The sequence below is a fragment of the Bacillus horti genome (assembly GCF_030813115.1).
Taxonomy (GTDB): Bacteria; Bacillota; Bacilli; order Caldalkalibacillales; family JCM-10596; genus Bacillus_CH; species Bacillus_CH horti.
This window is the reverse complement of sequence record NZ_JAUSTY010000008.1, coordinates 198,163-217,531: the sequence shown is the minus strand read 5'-3', so window position 1 is coordinate 217,531 and position 19,369 is coordinate 198,163. Positions and strand designations below refer to the sequence as shown.

At 41.8% G+C, this 19,369-nt stretch carries 21 protein-coding genes; 17 read left to right on the top strand and 4 right to left on the bottom strand.

The annotated features are described in order from the left end of the window. The first annotated feature begins 320 nt into the window (after positions 1-320). From J2S11_RS11520 to J2S11_RS11495, 6 genes are all read left to right on the top strand, one after another. On the top strand, positions 321-833 hold the full coding sequence (locus J2S11_RS11520) for a type 1 glutamine amidotransferase domain-containing protein (protein ID WP_307394680.1): 513 nt from the start codon (positions 321-323) through the stop codon (positions 831-833). Between the two features lie 590 nt (positions 834-1,423). Then, entirely contained in the window at positions 1,424-1,966 is a 543-nt protein-coding gene (locus tag J2S11_RS11515) for a helix-turn-helix domain-containing protein (protein ID WP_307394678.1), read from the top strand. Between the two features lie 63 nt (positions 1,967-2,029). Beyond that, on the top strand, positions 2,030-3,136 hold the full coding sequence (locus tag J2S11_RS11510) for an ABC transporter ATP-binding protein (protein WP_307394676.1): 1,107 nt from the start codon (positions 2,030-2,032) through the stop codon (positions 3,134-3,136). Further along, positions 3,126-3,929, top strand: a complete 804-nt coding sequence (locus tag J2S11_RS11505; protein WP_307394674.1) for an ABC transporter permease — start codon at positions 3,126-3,128, stop codon at positions 3,927-3,929. Before J2S11_RS11510 ends, J2S11_RS11505 begins: the two co-directional genes overlap by 11 nt. A gap of 3 nt (positions 3,930-3,932) precedes the next feature. Then, positions 3,933-4,739: an ABC transporter permease gene (locus J2S11_RS11500; RefSeq protein WP_307394672.1), complete on the top strand. Its 807-nt coding sequence runs from the start codon at positions 3,933-3,935 to the stop codon at positions 4,737-4,739. Then, positions 4,736-5,809, top strand: a complete 1,074-nt coding sequence (locus J2S11_RS11495) for an ABC transporter substrate-binding protein (protein WP_307394670.1) — start codon at positions 4,736-4,738, stop codon at positions 5,807-5,809. Before J2S11_RS11500 ends, J2S11_RS11495 begins: the two co-directional genes overlap by 4 nt. Positions 5,810-6,382: 573 nt before the next feature. Here J2S11_RS11495 and J2S11_RS11490 read toward each other — a convergent pair. From J2S11_RS11490 to J2S11_RS11480, 3 genes are all read right to left on the bottom strand, one after another. Continuing rightward, entirely contained in the window at positions 6,383-6,778 is a 396-nt protein-coding gene (locus J2S11_RS11490) for a RidA family protein (protein WP_307394669.1), read from the bottom strand. Positions 6,779-7,019: 241 nt separating this feature from the next. Next, positions 7,020-8,033, bottom strand: coding sequence for a 5-oxoprolinase subunit C family protein (locus J2S11_RS11485; RefSeq protein ID WP_307394667.1), 1,014 nt, complete (start codon positions 8,031-8,033; stop codon positions 7,020-7,022). A 25-nt stretch (positions 8,034-8,058) separates the two neighbouring features. Next, a complete protein-coding gene (locus J2S11_RS11480) occupies positions 8,059-8,829 on the bottom strand; it encodes a LamB/YcsF family protein (RefSeq protein ID WP_307394665.1) in 771 nt (256 codons plus the stop codon). A 338-nt stretch (positions 8,830-9,167) separates the two neighbouring features. On the opposite strand from J2S11_RS11480, the gene J2S11_RS11475 reads away from it, so the two are divergent. After that, complete coding sequence (locus tag J2S11_RS11475) at positions 9,168-9,950, top strand: alpha/beta fold hydrolase (RefSeq protein WP_307394663.1); 783 nt, start codon at positions 9,168-9,170, stop codon at positions 9,948-9,950. On the opposite strand, the gene pxpB is transcribed toward J2S11_RS11475, so the two are convergent. After that, a complete protein-coding gene (pxpB, locus tag J2S11_RS11470) occupies positions 9,907-10,656 on the bottom strand; it encodes a 5-oxoprolinase subunit PxpB (protein ID WP_307394661.1) in 750 nt (249 codons plus the stop codon). The genes J2S11_RS11475 and pxpB overlap by 44 nt on opposite strands. Positions 10,657-10,834: 178 nt before the next feature. Between pxpB and J2S11_RS11465 the strand changes: the two genes are divergently transcribed. The 10 genes from J2S11_RS11465 (at position 10,835) to nuoL (ending at position 19,369) form a co-directional block, all read left to right on the top strand. Next, positions 10,835-11,290 (top strand): AraC family transcriptional regulator, encoded by a 456-nt coding sequence (locus tag J2S11_RS11465; RefSeq protein WP_307394659.1) that lies wholly within the window; start codon positions 10,835-10,837, stop codon positions 11,288-11,290. 411 nt (positions 11,291-11,701) lie between these two features. Beyond that, complete coding sequence (locus tag J2S11_RS11460) at positions 11,702-12,076, top strand: NADH-quinone oxidoreductase subunit A (RefSeq protein ID WP_307394657.1); 375 nt, start codon at positions 11,702-11,704, stop codon at positions 12,074-12,076. After that, a complete protein-coding gene (locus J2S11_RS11455; protein ID WP_307394655.1) occupies positions 12,067-12,585 on the top strand; it encodes a NuoB/complex I 20 kDa subunit family protein in 519 nt (172 codons plus the stop codon). Before J2S11_RS11460 ends, J2S11_RS11455 begins: the two co-directional genes overlap by 10 nt. Continuing rightward, a complete protein-coding gene (locus tag J2S11_RS11450; RefSeq protein WP_307394653.1) occupies positions 12,582-14,075 on the top strand; it encodes an NADH-quinone oxidoreductase subunit C in 1,494 nt (497 codons plus the stop codon). Before J2S11_RS11455 ends, J2S11_RS11450 begins: the two co-directional genes overlap by 4 nt. Before the next feature lie 6 nt (positions 14,076-14,081). Beyond that, positions 14,082-15,182, top strand: a complete 1,101-nt coding sequence (locus tag J2S11_RS11445; protein WP_307394651.1) for an NADH-quinone oxidoreductase subunit D — start codon at positions 14,082-14,084, stop codon at positions 15,180-15,182. Continuing rightward, positions 15,182-16,204: an NADH-quinone oxidoreductase subunit NuoH gene (gene nuoH / locus J2S11_RS11440; RefSeq protein WP_307394708.1), complete on the top strand. Its 1,023-nt coding sequence runs from the start codon at positions 15,182-15,184 to the stop codon at positions 16,202-16,204. The genes J2S11_RS11445 and nuoH overlap by 1 nt, the downstream gene beginning before the upstream one ends. A 35-nt stretch (positions 16,205-16,239) precedes the next feature. Then, entirely contained in the window at positions 16,240-16,659 is a 420-nt protein-coding gene (gene nuoI / locus J2S11_RS11435) for an NADH-quinone oxidoreductase subunit NuoI (RefSeq protein ID WP_307394648.1), read from the top strand. Further along, on the top strand, positions 16,656-17,180 hold the full coding sequence (locus J2S11_RS11430; protein ID WP_307394646.1) for an NADH-quinone oxidoreductase subunit J: 525 nt from the start codon (positions 16,656-16,658) through the stop codon (positions 17,178-17,180). The genes nuoI and J2S11_RS11430 overlap by 4 nt, the downstream gene beginning before the upstream one ends. Then, positions 17,173-17,487 (top strand): NADH-quinone oxidoreductase subunit NuoK, encoded by a 315-nt coding sequence (nuoK, locus tag J2S11_RS11425; protein ID WP_307394644.1) that lies wholly within the window; start codon positions 17,173-17,175, stop codon positions 17,485-17,487. Before J2S11_RS11430 ends, nuoK begins: the two co-directional genes overlap by 8 nt. Positions 17,488-17,500: 13 nt before the next feature. Continuing rightward, the gene (nuoL, locus tag J2S11_RS11420) at positions 17,501-19,369 is read left to right on the top strand and encodes an NADH-quinone oxidoreductase subunit L (protein WP_307394642.1); all 1,869 of its coding nucleotides are present in this window, start codon (positions 17,501-17,503) and stop codon (positions 19,367-19,369) included.

Sequence of the window (19,369 nt, the reverse complement as noted above, 5' to 3'; positions counted from 1 at the left end):
GCAAGTGCTTTTTTCGTGTTGTCTGCTCTCATTTAGATCAATGATAGCGAAAAGTTGTGGCACACTTAATCCCATTTAATGAAGTAGATAATGGTGTGTCCTACTTTTGATTGTCACTGTGGAATTAAAATTAATGAGAAGTAGCTAGCCGTAAAATTTGACTGCTATTAAAATTGGAGAATCACGTTTAATGGGTTAAAAAATCGGCAATAGACAATAGTAACGCATCGCATAAAATGGAGCATAGCATATGCTCCGAACGTGCTACTCAACGCTGGACATTTCCATCGTAATCAAATATGAAGGAGGAAACAGAAACCATGAGTAAAAAAATTGCTGTTCTTGTTACTGATATGTTTGAGGATTCGGAGTATACTGAGCCAGTAAAGGCTTATAAGGAAGCGGGACATGAAGTGGTCAATATAGAAAGCGAAGCTGGTAAAGAAGTGAAGGGGAAAAATGGAGAAACAATTAAGATTGATAAAGCCCTAGATCAAGTAAAGCCAGAAGACTTTGATGCACTTCTTCTACCTGGTGGTTTTTCTCCCGACTTATTAAGAGGTAAGGGTGGCTTTGGAGACTTTGCCAAGCATTTTATAGAAAAGGACAAGCCTGTTTTCGCCATTTGCCACGGACCACAGGTGCTTATTGACACTCATCTGTTGAAAGGTAGAAATATGACTGGCTTTAGGTCCATCAAGAATGATTTGATTAATGCAGGCGCAAACTTTAAAGATGAAGAGGTAGTGGTTTGTCATAACCTAGTGACGAGCCGTACACCAGATGACCTTCCTGCGTTTAACCGTGAATCGCTCAATTTGTTAGCTAAATAAGGTTTTTTCGTGATATATCTAATCTTGCGATAAACTTTCATTTATTAGTGACATATTGTATACTAAAGATAAATATTTTGACTATCTAATGTTGTCAATGCATAAACTAAAAAATCACAGGTGCGCTAACACCTGTGATTTAAGTACAGTAGAGTTCCTCCTCTAAAGGAGATTGGCTCAAGTTTTTGTCTAACAGATAGACCGTGTTCCTCTGTCACAAGGGCGGTCTATTTGTTTTTTTCTGCCAATATCATAACGACCAAAACACTACAAGCAATCATAAGTGTTAAAGCCTCGAATACTGACATAAGCATCACCTCCTTTATCTTCAAATGAAGTCGTAGGAAGGTGAGCTCAACCACCCTTGAGGAGCCTATTCTATTTGTACATTCTTGAGTATACCACAAGATAATAGATTTTTAAGAAAATAAAGTTTATTTTTCCCTATCCAATTAGTCCAACAAAAAACAATTGCAGTTTGTTCAAAATCATGTATAATTATATACGATTTTTACTAAACTAAAAGTTTGTTTAAAGTAAACTTTTAGACTCTAAGTTTACTGTGAGCAAACATAATGTGAGGTCTATCGATGCAAATTGGCAAAAAACTAAAAAATTTGCGTTTGAAAAAGGGGTTAACTCAGGAAGAGCTAGGGGAAAGAACAGATTTAAGTAAGGGATATATTTCGCAGCTAGAAAGAGATTTAGGCTCCCCTTCCATGGACACTTTTTTTTCGATCCTTGAAGTACTTGGCTCTACACCAAAAGAGTTTTTTGATGAGGCTAAGCAGGGTCAGAAGGTTGTCTATACGGAAGAGGATCAAACCTACTATACAGATGAGGAAGCAGGCTATAAAATTCACTGGCTAGTTCCTGAATCAAATGAAAAGGAAATGGAGCCAATTCATCTTACCTTGAAGAAGAAGGGTGAATTTAAGAGCTTTGAGCCTTCTCTATCAGAAACATTTGCATTTGTCCTTCAGGGTAGGATTATTGTTCGACTAGGTAAGCGCACATATGTGGCGGAAAAAGGGCAGTCCATTTATTATCAAGCGTCTGAGGAACACCAGGTTATTAATGATCACGAGGGAAGTTCTGAGCTTATTATGGTAGTTACTGATTCATATTTATAATAAGTTTGTTTCGTAAACGCCATTCATAAACAAGATTTAACAGGATAGAGGGGGAGGACCAGATTGAACAATCAACCAATTATTCGTTTTGAACAGGTAACAAAAAAGTATGATCGTGAAGCTACGGTTTTAGATCAAGTGAGCTTTGAAATTGAAAGAGGGAAGTTTTACACCTTACTAGGTCCTTCTGGCTGTGGGAAAACAACCATCCTTAGATTAATTGCAGGCTTTGTTGAACCGACAGAGGGTAACATTTATTTTAATGATAAGCTTATGAATCATATCCCTGCTAATGAAAGACAGGTGAACACCGTCTTTCAGGATTATGCGTTGTTTCCACATCTGAATGTATTTGAAAATGTAGCGTTTGGGTTGCGTATCAAAAAGCTAAGTAAAGCTGCCATTCGTGAGAAGGTTTTAGAGGCCCTTCGCTTTGTCAATTTAGCTGGATATGAGAACAGAGAGATCAAGGAAATGTCTGGAGGTCAGCGTCAGCGTGTAGCGATTGCCCGGGCAATTGTGAATGAGCCAGAGGTAATTTTACTTGATGAGCCTTTATCAGCTCTTGATTTAAAGCTACGTACAGAAATGCAGTATGAGCTACGTGAGCTGCAGCGTCGTCTAGGGATTACATTTATCTTTGTTACTCATGATCAGGAGGAAGCGTTAGCGATGTCTGATGAGATTTTTGTCCTAGATAACGGGAAGATCCAGCAGAGCGGAACACCTACCGACATTTATGATGAGCCCATTAATCGCTTCGTAGCTGACTTTATTGGTGAATCTAACATTATCAAAGGAACGATGGTTCGGGACTTTGTGGTTCATTTTGCAGATAAAGAATTTGAGTGTGTCGATCAGGGGCTTAACGATAATGAAACGATTGATGTTGTGATTCGTCCAGAGGATTTAGAGATAACTAGTGTTGAAAAAGGAAAGCTACAGGTCCGTGTCGACTCTCAATTGTTTCGTGGAGTGCACTATGAAATCTGCTGCTATGACCAGGAAGGTAATGAGTGGTTAGTCCATTCAACGAAAAAAGCGACAGTGGATAGTGAAATCGGCTTGTATTTCGAACCAGAAGCGATTCATGTTATGCGCTTAGGTGAAACAGAAGAGGAGTTTGATAGACGTCTTGAGGCTTATGATGAGGTTAGCCATGCAGACTAGAACACGTAATCTGTATCTGATCCCTTATGTGTTTTGGATGGCATTGTTTGTCGTGGCTCCTATTCTTTTGGTGGTGTATTACTCCTTTTTTGATATAGAAGGACAATTTACTTTTTCTAACTATGCTAAGTTTTTTACGCCTGTTTATTTACAAATGACACTGAGCTCCTTTTGGTATGCTTTCTTAATTACGGCTTTTTCATTATTAATCGCGTACCCGACTGCGTATTTTCTTACAAAGCTAAAGCATAGGAGACTCTGGCTGCTTCTGATTATTTTACCAAGCTGGATCAACCTGCTTTTAAAGGTTTACGCATTCTTAGGGATTTTTGGATCATACGGCTTAGCCAATAGCTTATTAGAAGTGGTTGGAATCGGAGCACAGCAGATCCTTTTTACAGACTTTAGCTTTGTTTTTGTGGCTGTGTATATTTTTATACCTTTTATGATTCTACCTATCTTTAATGCTATGGAGGAATTGAACAGCTCTCTAATTGATGCAGCAAAGGATTTAGGAGCATCGACGTGGACTACGTTTAAGCGTGTCATTTTTCCATTAACATTAGATGGGGTTAAGGCAGGCTGTCAAATCGTATTTATACCAGCCCTTTCCCTCTTTATGATTACACGCCTGATAGCTGGAAACCGAGTGATCACACTAGGGACAGCCGTTGAGCAACACTTTCTGGTTACACAGGATTGGGGTATGGGAGCGACAATAGCGGTGTTCTTAATTATTGCTATGGCCCTAATTATGGTCCTGACTGGCAAGCGCAAGAAAGGGGCTGTATAGAGAATGAAGAAAAACAACATCTTTCCTAAAATCTATTTGGCTCTTGTATTTGTCATTTTATATATTCCGATTTTTTATCTAATTTTCTATTCCTTTAACAGTGCTGGAACAATGTATGGCTTTGAGGAGTTTACGTTTGAATGGTATGAAGAGGTACTACAGGATACAAGGATTTGGATTATCGTGTTGAATACGTTAATTATTGCTCTTTTGTCTGCTGCGATTTCTACAATTCTTGGAGTCATCGGAGCGTTGGCGATTATGTATGTAAAAAGACGTAGAACACAAAATACCCTACTTTCCCTAAACAATGTGTTGATTGTAAGTCCAGATGTTATTATCGGGGCGTCGTTCCTCATACTTTTTACAATGATTGGGATTCAATTAGGCTTCGTTTCCGTTCTACTGTCACATATTGCTTTTAGCGTTCCGATTGTAGTTCTTCTAGTTCTACCAAAGCTTCAAGAGATGAGCCCTACACTAGTGGATGCAGCTAGAGATTTGGGAGCAAGCTGGTGGCAGGTTCTTTCAAAGGTTATTCTACCTTTTATATCTCCGGGAATATTTGCCGGATTTTTTATGGCTTTAACGTATTCATTAGATGATTTTGCTGTTACCTTTTTCGTTACTGGGAATGGGTTTTCCACGTTATCTGTAGAGATCTATTCCATGGCAAGGAGAGGAATATCTCCAACGATTTCTGCCCTGACGACCATTCTCTTTCTATTTACGATCTTACTTGTGCTAGGCTATTACTTTATTAATCAACGAAATGCTAGCCGAAGCAGTGGAATGGGGGTACGTCGATGAAGCAATTAGTACGCTTACTCATTACGATTTTAATTGTTGTTGGTGCAATGGTTTACGTGAATATTCAGCTTGAGTCCTCTCAGGGCTATCCTGGGGGGGATACGATTACCGTCTTTAACTGGGGAGACTATATTGATGCTGATTTAGTAGCCGAGTTCGAGGAGGAGACAGGGATTCGAGTGGTCTACCAAACGTTTGATTCGAATGAGGCGATGCTAACGAAAATTGAGCAGGGAGGGGCCACGTTCGATATCGCCGTGCCTTCAGAGTATACGATTAGTAAAATGATGGAGGAAGATTTGCTCATACCTTTGGATCACGATCTATTGCCTAATCTAAGTAATATTCAAGAGGAGTTTCTCGATCTTTCCTTTGATCCAGAAAATAAGTATTCCGTCCCTTATTTCTGGGGAACAGTGGGTATTGTATATAATTTAGAGAAGCTAGGAGATCGAGAAATCACGAGCTGGAATGACTTGTGGCATGAGGATTTCCGTAATGAAATTTTACTTGTTGATGGAGCTCGTGAGGTCATGGGAATGGGCTTAAATAGCCTGTATTATTCTCTTAATGAAACGGATGACGCAAGGCTCATTGAAGCGAAGCAGAAGCTGGATGAGCTTACCCCTAATATTCGAGGTATCGTGGGGGATGAAATCAAAATGCTGATTGGGAATGAAGAAGCAGCTATAGGAGTGGTATGGTCTGGAATGGCTGCTGAGTTAATGTGGGATTATGATCACTTTGAGTATGTGGTTCCTGAGGAAGGCTCTAATCTATGGTTCGACAACATGGTCATTCCAACAACGGCTAGGAATGTAGAAGGGGCACACCAATTTATTAACTTCTTCCTTGATCCAGAAATTGCAGCTCGGAATGCAGACTATGTAGGCTACTCGACCCCTAATGAAAAGGCTTTGGACTTTTTGGATGAAGAGGTAGTGAATGATGAGCGTTTTTATCCTGATTTAGAGACAACAATGGGACTTGAGGTCTATGAAAATTTAGGTCGACCTATGCAGGCACGTTACAATGAATTGTTTTTAGAGTTTAAAATGCATAAGAAATAAGCTGTAGTTTATGTATATTTCTCCGGCATATGTAGCCTGAAATCCAATTAGATTAACATAAAAGGCTACACCTATTACCGAAAATAATAGGTGTAGCCTTTTTAGCCTTCTTGATTTAGGCAAATGCTCTCATTTGTCGGATGATAGTAGGGGGATGTCCTAAAAAGTATGATTGGGTGAGACGTCCCAATAAGCTATGGCTTCCTCTAACGGACAAATCTGCATCTTAGCGGCGTTTTTTTGAACGCTATGAATTCTAACGGACAAATTTGCACCTTAGAAGTGAATATCAACCAAAATCAATGGAATATACGTTCTAAGGGGCGATTATGACCATTAGAGATCAAAACGCATAGATTTGTGTCTCTAAGGGAAGAAAATGTCCGTTAGAAATGGTACACAAAGAAATTACGGTACAGCTAAAGTATTTTAAAGCTAAAGCATTTGAAAAAAGTTGTCCTTGTCATTACATGACTTTGGGACATTGATGAAGTGTGTGTTTGAATATCTTAATCAAGTGTGTTGTTATAATAACTTGATCAGGTGTTTTGAAAATCTTAAGTTTAAATAGCCTTACATTTGTGCAGCCCAAATTTCTATTTCGATTTTTATTTCAGGTAACCCTAGCTCAACGATATAGGCAATTGTCATGGCAGGATAAGCGGTATCAAACAACTTATCCCACTCAGCATAAAAAAAGTCCCAATCTATTTTTTCTGTTGACCAGACATTTACTTTTATGATGTCTTTACTCGTTAGCTGCTCGGATTCCAAAACTCGTTTTATATTCGTAAAGGTATGACTCACTTGTTCATTAAAGGTAGAAGGAATTTGTCCATTTAGGTCTGTGCCGATTTGACCTGATGTGACAAATAAGTCAGCACCTTTCGGGATTCTTGTAATATGCGTATAATTTCCAACAGGGGCTGATACCCCCACAGGATTCGTTCTTGTAATTTTATTGTTCATTTTATATTTTACCTCGCCATTTTAGTTTTTCTGCCGTTTTTTCATAGGCTCATTTGGACACACTTCACCAATTTTAATGAATCCTAGAAAAAAACAGCAGTCGAGTACCCATATCCACTTGATAATGAGCCTAGGCTTTTTTTCTTCATGATATGGACACTCCTTCCTCTAAAAATGTCAAAAGTAATTTTAACTAGCGTAGCATAAAAATACTTTTCAAACAACAAGCTATCAGTATAGTTCACCGTGGCATGCTTTTAGCTAAGAACTCGAAGCTAGTAAGCTCCTTTTCCTGTTCCCTGTACAACGCTTGAGCTTCCTCTACAGTAACTTCTTGAAACTGTACCGAGTCCTTCGGTCTTAGCTGCGCTAGCTTAGACCAATCGGCTGAAATGATGGTAGCTATTTTAGGATACCCTCCTGTCGTTTGGCGGTCTGCCAGCATGATAATCGGTTGACCATTTGCTGGGACTTGTATGCCTCCAAAAGGAATGGAATCTGAAAGGATATCTGCACCAAACCTTTCATCATGTTCAATGGCTTGTCCTGATAGCCTGAGCCCCATACGATCCATTTGCGGTGTTACGGTAAAACCTTCATGGAGGAAAGTGTCTCGTCCCTGCTTGGTAAAATGCTGCTCTTGTGGCCCTAAGATCACTCGTAAAACATTGTGCTTAGGATATGAAGGGCGATAGGATGGGGATATGAAACGTTGTCTGCTAGAAGTCTTAGTTTGTTTTTTATCTGTACCATTAGTATTTCTCTCATCTAACCGTAAGCTATAGGGAATCCGATCATCAGTCTGTAAAGGACGTCCCTGCCATCCTCCTAGCTGTCCGGTTACATAGGTAGAAGCACTCCCCATCTTAGGTGAAATCATAAACCCTCCTTGAACAGCTAAGTAAGCACGGCAGCCTGATGTAGCAGAGCCCATTTCCAGCCTGTCTCCTCGGCGGACAGCTAACAAGCTCCAAGGTTGAATGAGGGCACCATTCAGACGAGCGGAAAATGTAGCACCTGTTAAGGCAATGGAGGTGTCCTGAGTAAATGTTAGGGTTGGACCAAACCAGGTTAGTTCTAGGCTAGGTGTATGCCTTGAATTTCCTACAAGGATATTTCCAAGCTGGTAGGCATATTGATCGACTGCTCCAGCCTGTGGCATACCGTACTCCTGAAAACCAATCCTGCCCATATCCTGAATGGTATCAAATAGGCCAGCTTTTTCTACAATGACTTCCCCAACAACTTCCTCCATGATTAGCTCTCTCCTTGATAGTTATTCATGCCTTCCATTTCCCAACTGCCTGTACGGTAATTTCATTCTCTTCTAATATCGTCCTCAATCGTTGGGCAAAAGGCACGGCTGTCGGGTGATCCCCATGAATGCAAATGGTATCTGCTTGGATGGGAATGGATGATCCATTTACTGTAGTTACTCTGCCATCTCGGGTCATCTCTAAGACCTGCCGTACACAATCCGCTTCCTGGTGAAGCAAGGCGTGTTCGGCTGTCCGTGGAGTTAACAACCCGCTATCTTGGTATGTTCGATCAGCAAACACCTCATGAGCTACTTTAAGTCCCACTTGCCCTCCAGCTTTAATCATTTCACTATTGGCAAGACCAAACAGGATAGCTTGGGGAGCAAGAGTATAGACCGCTTCGGCAATCGCTAACGCTGTGTGAAAGTCTCTTGAGGCAGCGTTGTATAAAGCCCCATGAGGTTTAACATGCTGAAGCTCTCCTCCTAACGCTTGGCACATTGATTTTACAGCTCCGACCTGATACAGCACCATATCATAGACTTCTCGCGGAGAGCAGAGCATTTCTCGGCGCCCAAAGCCGACTAGGTCTGGATAGCTCGGATGTGCTCCAAGCTGGACATCATGCTCTAGGGCAAGCTCAATCGTTTTTGCTATAATGCTAGGATCTCCAGCATGGTAGCCACAAGCAATATTGGCAGAGGTAATATACTTCATGACCTCTTCATCCTGTCCGATTGTATACGCTCCGAAGCTTTCTCCTAAATCGCAGTTTAAATCTACTTTTTTCATTCGTTCGATGTACACATCCTTTCCTAGGTGAAGCTACAGCCACAATGATTCCTGTATTTTAAATGTAAGTATGACCTATTATTTTCGCCCCATGTATTCACATTTTTATACTATAAATTATAACATTGATCAATATGTCTAGATCAAGTTCTCTCAAGAACCCCCCGATAAAGGCTTCGAGTTGGAGAAAGCTCCCTTAAACATGCTTGCTTAAAAAGAAGTGGAGTCCTTACGAGAAGCACTCAAGTAGGAAACGTTTGAAGGTGTTGCCTAAGTGGAGTAAGCTAATAGAGAATACTATGAATTAAGGAATGAAAGCAGCAGAAGGAGTGTTAGTTATGCCAGAAGCTAAGGTGAATGGAACGACCATTTATTATGAGTCCGTAGGAAAGGGTACCCCTCTATTTCTCATACCTGGCTTAGGGGGAGTAGCGGGTATGTATAAACCTCAGAAAGAGTTTTTCAAGCTTCTTTACCACGTGATTATCCCTGAATTAAGAGGAAACGGACGTTCCGGAGAATTACAGGGGTCACCCAAGGAAGTGATGGATACGCAATGCCAGGATATAAAGGAACTGATGGATGAGCTAGAAATTGAGGAGGCTATTCTAGTTGGAGTTTCTTATGGCGGTGTATTTTGTCAAAGGTTCGCCACATTATTCCCTCAAAAAGTAAAGGGATTGGTGATTGTTGACAGCTTCTGTGATACAAGAGTAAAAACGATTGGGTTAGCACATCTGGTTGCAGCGTATTTAGCTGTCCCCATGTACTACTTACCTACTGCGTGGTTGGCAAAGATGACAGAGCTTACCTACAAAAAGTGGCCAGTAGCTGCAGAGGAAATGCGAAAAACGATGGAGCACATTCGAAAAAAAGAAGTGGTCAAGCAAAGATTATACATAAATAAGCTAAACTACACGGAATATCTACCGAATGTCCATTGCCCAACTCTATTAATAAGTGGCAAGCAAATGCCCGGTTCATGGATGGAGCAACTAAAAAAGCTCTTGCCTAGAGCAACACTTATCTACCTAGAGGATTCCTTCGATCCTAGTAATTTGTGTCAGCCTGACCTGTTTAATCAGCGTGTATATGATTTTTTGGATAGCTTACCAGGCTAATTTCTTGATTCTTCTTCCAAATTCCTTCTAGCTCCTCATATTTCCCCGCATCAATAGAAACAAATTTAATATAGCTTCCTGCTTGAAGGAGAAAAGGCTGCTCCAATTCTGGTTGATAGAGCCTAACGGGTGTCCGTCCTATGATACGCCATCCACCAGGTGTTTCTAAAGGATATATACCTGTTTGCTCTCCTGCTATTCCTACTGATCCGGCAGCTATTTTCGCCCTAGGATTAGCTAATCGTGGGGCAGCAATTCGCTCTGACATACCACCTAAATAAGGGAAGCCGGGTGTAAATCCAAGCATATAGATAAGATAAGGCTTCTCTGCATGAATGCGGATGACCTCTTCTTCAGATAACTGATTATGAGCGGCTACATCGGCTAAATCTGGCCCGAACTCTGCCCCGTATAAGGTTGGAATATCATAAACATGAGGTGTATGGGCATCTAATACTTCAAGGTCTTTGACTAACTGCTTCATTACCTGAACCATTTCGTTGTACGTGATTTGTAGGGCATCGTAATAAACACTTAATGTTGTATAAGCAGGTACATATTCACGAACTGGAAGAGATTTATGTTTCATTTGCTTAGCCAAAAGAGAAGCAAAAGCCTGAATCTGCATACAGATCTTTTCATCTATTTCTTGTCCAAAAATAATCTGTAGTCCTTGATCCCCTAGTGCCTTGAATTCTAGCTTCATTTCATATGCCACCTCTTCTTTTAAGAATCTATCTCCATTTTAACAAAAATCCCGAAGAAACGAATATGGGGATGAATAATAGAAAAAATTAATTTTTTAAAAAATGTAAGGAAATCAATTTTATACCATGATATCATTCGAATTGTCTTAAATAGATTAAGTAAAGGGGAATGATGACATGGATATTAAACTTGAAACAATGCTCAAGCACCGTCTTGCCTATGTTAGAAAAGTTGGACCTTATGGAACTACCAATTATGAAGCGATGGTACAGCTTAAAAAATGGGCAGAAGAAAGAGGCTTACTTACAGATAGAGCTGTCCTCTATGGAATTCCACAGGATAATCCTGAAATAACACCTCCTAAACAGTGTAGATATGATGCTTGTATTGCCATTGCAGAGGATTATCCACTGGATGAATCCATTTTGGAAAGTGAGCTAGCTGGTGGAAGCTATGCCGTTTGTACGGTTATGCATACTGCGGAAGATATTCAGAGAGCATGGGCTAAGCTTCTACCTACTATTGAAAGACTTGGTTATAAGATTGACAATACTCCTATTATAGAAAGATACACTGGTGAGCTGTTGATCAAGAATTTGTGCGAAATATGTGTTCCAATTAAGCCGATATAGTAGTAAGAAGGGGCAGCCTATCGAAAGATAGCTGCTTGTTCTCTTTCATTAAAATGCTAGACTATCTTTCTTAAAAAGCTAGATCATTTTCTTAGTATAAAAGGAATAAAAGTAACATCTGTCACAGCAAAGTTCGACTTTTTACCCTATGATGAGTTTGTAGGTTTTGTTTCATGCTGAGACAATGGAAGTGAAAGGAACGATAGCTAAAGAGGCCAACAGAATTCTGCGTGAGTGTTCCTAGAAATGTGCAGGGCAAAACTGCTGAAAAATGAAGACGACTGTGTTAGACACCGTTATACCTATTTGATATAATAAATGATGATTTATCGTTGTTAAATAAGCGCCTCTTTAACGAATAAAAAACGTAGAATGAATGAACCTAAAGGACAGGTACGGGAGGAGTAGAATATGGATTGGTTAAACATTTATCACAATAATTATTTAGCCGTTGCTGCTTTTTTAATTATTGGGATCATTCTACCTATCGTAGCGTTGACGTTCGGGCGGCTTTTAAGACCGAACAACCCATTGCCGGAAAAGCAAATTACGTATGAAAGTGGAGTTGATCCATTTGGTACAAGCTGGGTCCGTTATAATGTGCGCTACTATGTTTTTGCCTTGTTATTTCTTATTTTTGATGTAGAAACCGTTTTCTTGTATCCTTGGGCGGTCGCCTATGATCGTTTAGGGTTTTTTGCTTTGATTGAAATGCTTATCTTTGTTGTCCTGCTTATTGTCGGACTAATTTATGCATGGAAAAAGAAGGTGTTAAAATGGAATTAAAGCTTGATAATATTACTCCAGAAGAGCATGAAGAGCTACAACGAACCGTTTTTATGTCAACGATTGACCAAGTCAAGGCTTGGGCTAGAAGTAATTCTCTTTGGCCAATGACGTTTGGTCTTGCTTGCTGTGCCATTGAAATGATGGGTACTGGGGCAGCTCACTATGATTTGGATCGCTATGGTGTTATCTTTCGTGCGTCACCTCGTCATTCTGACGTTATGATTGTGGCAGGTACTGTAACAAAGAAAATGGCGCCATTATTAAGAAGATTGTATGATCAAATGCCAGAGCCAAAGTATGTGATTGCCATGGGAGTTTGTGCTACTGCAGGAGGACCCTATATTAAATCGTATGCCGTTGTAAAAGGTGTCGATCAGATTGTTCCTGTTGATGTATACATTCCAGGCTGCCCGCCTAACCCAGCCGCTTTAATTTACGGCATCAATAAGCTTCAAGAGAAGATCAGATATGAAGCGAAGACTGGAAAGCGGGTGACTAGTCGATGAGTGAGGAAAACAACAAGGATAGAGATCAGTCCTCTGAGGAGCTTTCACCAGAGGAGGCGAAGCGCCGTGCGGTAGAAGAAGCAAAGCGTAAGTTCCAAGAAGCGAAGCAGAAGAAGGACGCTGCTAAGCAAGCGGGTGCTGAGGATCAAGCAAAAGAAGCAGCAGCTGAAGTGACTTCTTCTGAGGAAACACCTGCTGCCGAAAGCGGAGCAGAGAAGCCTGCGGAAGAATCACAAGAAGATGCTGCACCTGCGGCAGAAGCTAAAGAAGAAAGCTTGTCACCAGAAGAGGCGAAGCGTCGTGCCGTAGAGGAAGCGAAGCGCAAGTTCCAAGAGGCGAAGCAGAAGAAGGACGCTGCGGCTGAGGCTGGTGACGGTGCTCAAGCCGAGGGGCCAGCAGCAGAAGCTGATACAGAAAAGCCAGCTGAGAGCTCAGGCTCTGCGAGCGCGGATGAAAAAGCGAAGGCTGCCGCAGCAGCAAAGGCAAAAGCAGCGGCAGCAGCTAAAGCGAAAGCTCGAGCGGCGAAGCAGAAGGCAGAAGCAGAAGGTCAGGGTGCTGGAGCAACCGAAGGTGGAGCGGCTGACGGAGCTGAAGGAGCAAGCGATGATGAGAAGGCGAAGGCTATAGCGAAAGCGAAGGCCGCCGCAGCAGCGAAGGCAAAAGCAGCGGCAGCAGCTAAAGCGAAAGCTCAAGCGGCGAAGCAGAAGGCAGAAGCAGAAGGTCAGGGTGCTGGAGCAACTGACGGTGGAGCGGCTGACGGAGCTGAAGGAGCAAGCGATGATGAGAAGGCGAAGGCTATAGCGAAAGCAAAGGCCGCAGCAGCAGCAAAGGCAAAAGCAGCGGCAGCAGCCAAAGCGAAAGCCGGGGCACAAGGGGAGTCAGCTGAGGGTGATGATGACGCCAAGGCCAAAGCGATTGCAGCAGCAAAGGCGAAAGCCGCCGCAGCCGCCGCAGCGAGAGCCAAAGCAGGCAAAGCTGATGCTCAGGAAGAGGCGAAGCCTAAAGAGCCATCTGTGAACCAGCCGTATCTTGATAAATATGTGAAAGTGATTAAGGAGCATATTGGCGAAGATGTTGTGGAAGAAGCATACATAAATGAGCTGGCAAAGGACGCTCCAACACTGGTTATTAAGAGGGAGCAGTGGCATGAGGTTGCCCAATTCCTAAAGCATAATGAACAGCTCAGCTTTGACTTTTTATCTGATTTACATGGATCAGATTTTGAGACCCATTTAGAGCTGTATGCACACTTCTATTCCTATAAGTTAAAGCAGTCGATTACTATTCGAGTAAAGGTGGAGCGTGAGGAAGCTACGGTTGCTTCTGTGACACCAATTTGGCCTGGGGCTAACTGGCCTGAGCGGGAAATGTATGACTTACTCGGATTCCAGTTTACAGGTCACCCTAATTTGACTCGTATCCTATTAACAGATGATTGGGTAGGCTATCCGCTAAGAAAAGATTACGAACAATTTGATGAGGAGGTGTAGAGGCTTATGATACGTACAGAGGAAATGCTTATCAATGTAGGCCCTCAACACCCTAGTACACACGGGGTATTTCGTGTGGTACTTAAAATTGACGGTGAGATTATAACAGAGGCAACTCCTGTTATCGGATATCTACACCGTGGAACTGAAAAACTAGCTGAGGATTTAAACTATACACAAATCATTCCATATACGGATCGTATGGACTATGTTTCTGCTATGACAGGAAATTATGTTGTTTGTCATGCCGTTGAAACAATGATGAATCTCGAAATTCCAGAGCGTGCGGAATACCTTCGCGTTTTGGCTATGGAATTAGGACGTGTAGCCAGTCACCTGGTCTGGTTCGGGACATATTTGCTAGATTTAGGAGCTATGAGTCCATTCCTATACGCATTTAGAGAAAGAGAAATGGTCATTAACCTGCTCAATGAGCTCTGTGGAGCTAGGCTAACCTTTAACTATATGAGAGTTGGCGGAGTAAAGTGGGACGCGCCTGAAGGATGGGTTCAAAAGGTTAGAGAATTTATTCCATATATGTACGAGCAGCTAGAGGGATATCATCAGCTTGTAAGTGGTAATGAAATTTTCCTAAGTCGTGTAAAAGGCGTAGGTAAATATGATGCGGACACAGCGATAAAATATTCCCTCAGTGGAACAAACCTACGTTGTACAGGTGTGAAGTGGGATTTACGTAAAGATGAGCCCTATAGCATTTACAATCGCTTTGACTTTGATGTACCAACATCAGATCGTGGTGATGCGTATGGACGCTATGTCATCCGAATGGAAGAAATTAAACAAACACTGCGTATCTTAGAGCAGGCTGTTGAGCAATTTCCAGAGGATGGAGAGATCATGGGTAAGGTGCCTAAAATTATTCGTCCACCTGCTGGAGAAACGTACGTGCGTATTGAATCTCCAAGAGGAGAGCTGGGCTGCTACATTCATAGTAAAGGAAAGCCTCAGCCCTACCGCATAAAGTTTAGAAGGCCTTCCTTCTATAATCTACAGATTCTTCCTGAATTGTTGAAGGGGCAAAATGTAGCTAACTTGGTTACGATTTTAGGTGGAACAGATATCATACTTGGGGAGGTGGATGGATGATGATGGAGCAGCTCTTAGCTTCACCGCCATCATGGCTCAACTTTCTATTAATGATTGTCTTTTCTGCTGTTTTGCTTGTAATCGTGCTAGGTTTTGTTACGTATGCCATCCTAGCAGAGCGGAAGGTTATTGGATATATGCAGGGACGTATTGGTCCTAACCGTACTGGAGGAAAACTAGGTCTCTTGCAAACGGCAGCGGACGTGCTAAAGCTATTAATAAAAGAGGATACGATTCCACATAAAGCGGATCGTCCATTATTTATCATAGCACCTGTGATTGCCTTTGTACCTTCATTTCTAATACTAGCAGTTATTCCTTTTACAGATAAGCTTTATTTCTCAGATATCGGTGTAGGCTTGCTTTACTACATCGCCATTTCAGGTCTTTCTACACTCGGTATTATGGCCGGAGCATGGGCGTCAAACAATAAGTATGCGTTGATCGGTGGAATGCGTGCGGTGGCTCAAATGATTTCCTATGAGATTCCGCTCGTTATGTCCGTTATCGGTGTCATTTTAATCAGTGGAAGCTTGAATTTAAATACGATTGTGGAGACGCAAGCGAATCATTTCTGGTTTATTTTACTTCAGCCTATTGCCTTCCTAGTCTTCGTGGTTGCGGCAGTAGCGGAATTAAATCGGACACCGTTTGACTTAGCGGAAGCAGAATCAGAGCTTGTTTCTGGATACCATGTTGAGTATAGTGGGTTTCGTTTTGCCATCTTTATGCTAGCCGAATATGTATATATGTTTGCGATGGCCGCTTTGATCACCGTTTTATTCTTAGGTGGCTGGCATCCGCCATTCCCAGAGCTTTTGCCATTCTTAACGTATATTCCAGGAGCACTATGGTTTGCCCTTAAGTTCTCCTTTATGATCTTTTTCTTTATTTGGTTACGTGCCACATTACCACGTTTGCGTGCGGATCATCTGATGGAAATGGGTTGGAAGGTTCTATTGCCAATTGCGCTATTAAATATATTCGTAACGGCAATTATCAAGGAGCTTTTCTTCAAATAGACAATGAACATTAATTTACTAAAGGAAGTGATCTCATGCTTGGTATAGTGAAGGGTTTAGGTTTTACCCTCAAAAATCTAGCAAAGAAAAAAGTCACTTATTCTTATCCTGATCAGCCGGTAGAAATGCCTGACCGCTTTAGAGGAATTCAGCATTTTTATCCTGAAAAATGTATCGTGTGTAACCAATGTGCGGCCATCTGTCCCACAGATTGTATCCAACTGACAGGTAAACCACATCCGGATCCGAACAACAAAAAGAAAATTATCGATACGTATGACATTAATTTTGAAATCTGTATTCTATGTGACCTATGCACCGAGGTTTGTCCGACAGAAGCGATTGTTATGTCTAACAACTTCGAGCTTTCCTCCTATAGCAGGGATGATCTGTTTAAGGACCTACAGTGGTTGCATGAGAATACGGACAGCACAAGAGAGGTGAATAAGCCGTGAGTGGTGAAATGATCGCCTTCTTAGTGCTTGCTGTGCTTACGTTAGCTGGAGCCATATTGATGATTAATCTAACGAAGGTTGTCCACATGGTCATCGCTCTTGCGCTAACGTTTCTAGGTATCGCCGGGCTATTCATTCTGCTAGAGGCTGAATTTATCGCTTTTGCTCAGGTCTTGATATACGGTGGAGCCGTTGCGATTATTATGCTATTCGGAATCATGCTAACTAAGCATGATGATCAGGATGAAACACGTAGGGTAGGACATAAGATTTTTGCTGGACTCATTGTTGTAGGCTTCTTTTTAATCTCGCTTAAAGCAATCTTTTCGATTAATTGGACGCCTCAAAATCAGAGCTTCGTTGAATCGAATACGGCTGAAATTGGTGTGCAGCTTTTTGCCAAATATGTTATTCCTTTTGAGCTAGTGTCTGTTGTTCTTTTAGTAGCTTTAATCGGAGCTATTATTCTAGCTAAGAAGGATGACCCAGTCGTAACAAAAGAAGGTGAAAAGAGTGACTAGTGTACCTTTAGCAACGTACCTAATCGTAGCTGCGTTCTTGTTTTGTATCGGACTGTATGGAGCGCTGACGAAAAGAAATTCAGTTATGGTTTTAATCTGTATTGAACTTATGCTTAATGCTGTAAATATTAATTTGGTTGCCTTTGCCAAATTAGGGCTACATCCTGATATTACAGGACAGGTCTTCACCATCTTTACTATTTCTGTAGCCGCTGCTGAGGTAGCTGTTGGACTAGCCATTCTAATCGCCTTGTACCGTAACAGAGCTACGGTGAATGTAGATGAGATGGACTTGATGAAGCGATAGGGGGTAGAAACGAATGATTGAATATGCTTGGTTAATACCTCTCCTTCCGCTCTTAGCCTTTATTTTACTTGTGGCTTTTGGTCGCCAGCTAAAGCAAGCCTCCGCATGGGTAGGAATAGCTTTTATGGGAGGATCGTTTGTCATAGCGGTTATGACCTTACTGGAGAGGATAAGAATTGACGAACATATCCCTGTGGTGCTAGAGTGGCTTTCACTAGGGGATAGGGTTATCACCATGGGGTTTGAAGTAACTCCATTAAATGCATTAATGCTAGTCATTGTGACTCTTGTTAGTTTACTAGTACATATTTACTCAAGAGGCTACATGGAGGGAGACGAAAGATATCCAGTCTTCTATTCCTATTTATCCTTATTTACATTTTCAATGCTAGGCTTAGTTTTATCGCCTAACCTACTGCAAGTGTACATCTTTTGGGAGCTTGTAGGGGTTTGTTCCTTTTTGCTTGTTGGTTTTTACTATTTCAAACCAGAGGCAAAGGCAGCAGCGAAAAAAGCGTTTATCGTTACACGTATTGGTGACGTAGGATTATTCATCGGTATTATTCTGATCTTCTGGAACGTAGGAAGCTTTGATTTAAATGTGATCTTCCAGGCTGTTCAGGAAAATCAGCTAGATGGCGGTATCGTTACACTGATTGCTTTACTTATCTTTGTCGGAGCTATTGGAAAATCAGGGCAATTTCCATTGCATACCTGGCTTCCTGATGCGATGGAAGGACCTACCCCTGTCAGTGCTTTAATTCACGCGGCAACGATGGTAGCGGCTGGAGTTTACTTGGTAGCGGCTTTGTTTCCATTATTTGCTGCATCTGAGGTTGCACTTAATGTGGTAGCTTACGTAGGTGCGTTTACGGCTATTTTTGCCGCATCTATTGGTCTTGTTCAGAACGACATTAAAAGAGTACTTGCTTACTCAACGGTCAGTCAGCTTGGATTTATGATGCTTGCTTTAGGAGCGGCAGGGTATGTATCCGGTGTGTTTCATTTAATGACTCACGCATTTTTCAAGGCACTGTTATTCCTTGCAGCAGGAAGTGTCATCCATGCGGTTCATACTCAGGATATTCGTGAAATGGGTGGCTTATATAAGAAACTAAAATGGACGGCACCACTCTTTCTAATTGGATGCTTGGCGATTGCCGGTATTCCTCCGTTTGCTGGGTTCTTCTCGAAGGAAGAAATTCTGCTTAGCGTATGGGCAGACGGACGCTATGGACTGTTTTGGGTAGCTGTTATTGCAGCGTTTTTCACAGCGTTTTATATGTTCAGATTATTCTTCATGGTCTTTACGGGCAAAGCTAGAAGTGAGCATGTTCGAAAAGCACATGAGTCTTCAGGTACGATGATTTTCCCTATGGTTGTACTTGGTGTCCTAGCTATTTTTGCTGGATTTACACATACACACTGGTTCGGTACATTCTTAGGGGATTGGTTAGTGAGTGGTCCAGCTCCAACGTATGGCGCAGAGGCTTATGGTCCTGGATGGATTATGTTTGTAGCGATTGGAGCTTCTGTATTAGGGATTCTGTTAGCTGGAGCGATGTATTGGAAGAATTCCATTCGTCCAGAAGGCTTGGCTAAGGCGGTTCCTGCCTTATACCAAACAGTTTATCGTAAATATTACGTGGATGAAGCGTATCACTTTGTCTTCGTTCGTGGATTAAAAGGACTTGGTTCCCTCCTAGCGCTATTCGACAAGTTCATTATTGGCGGATTAGTTAAGCTTGCTGCTTCTGTGACACAAGGTGTTGGAAGTATCGGGGCTAAGTTTCAGAACGGTCAGGTTCAAACGTACGGGATAGGAATCTTTTTAGGATTTGTTCTATTGCTCGTCGTATTCTTAATCAGGGGGGGCGTGTAG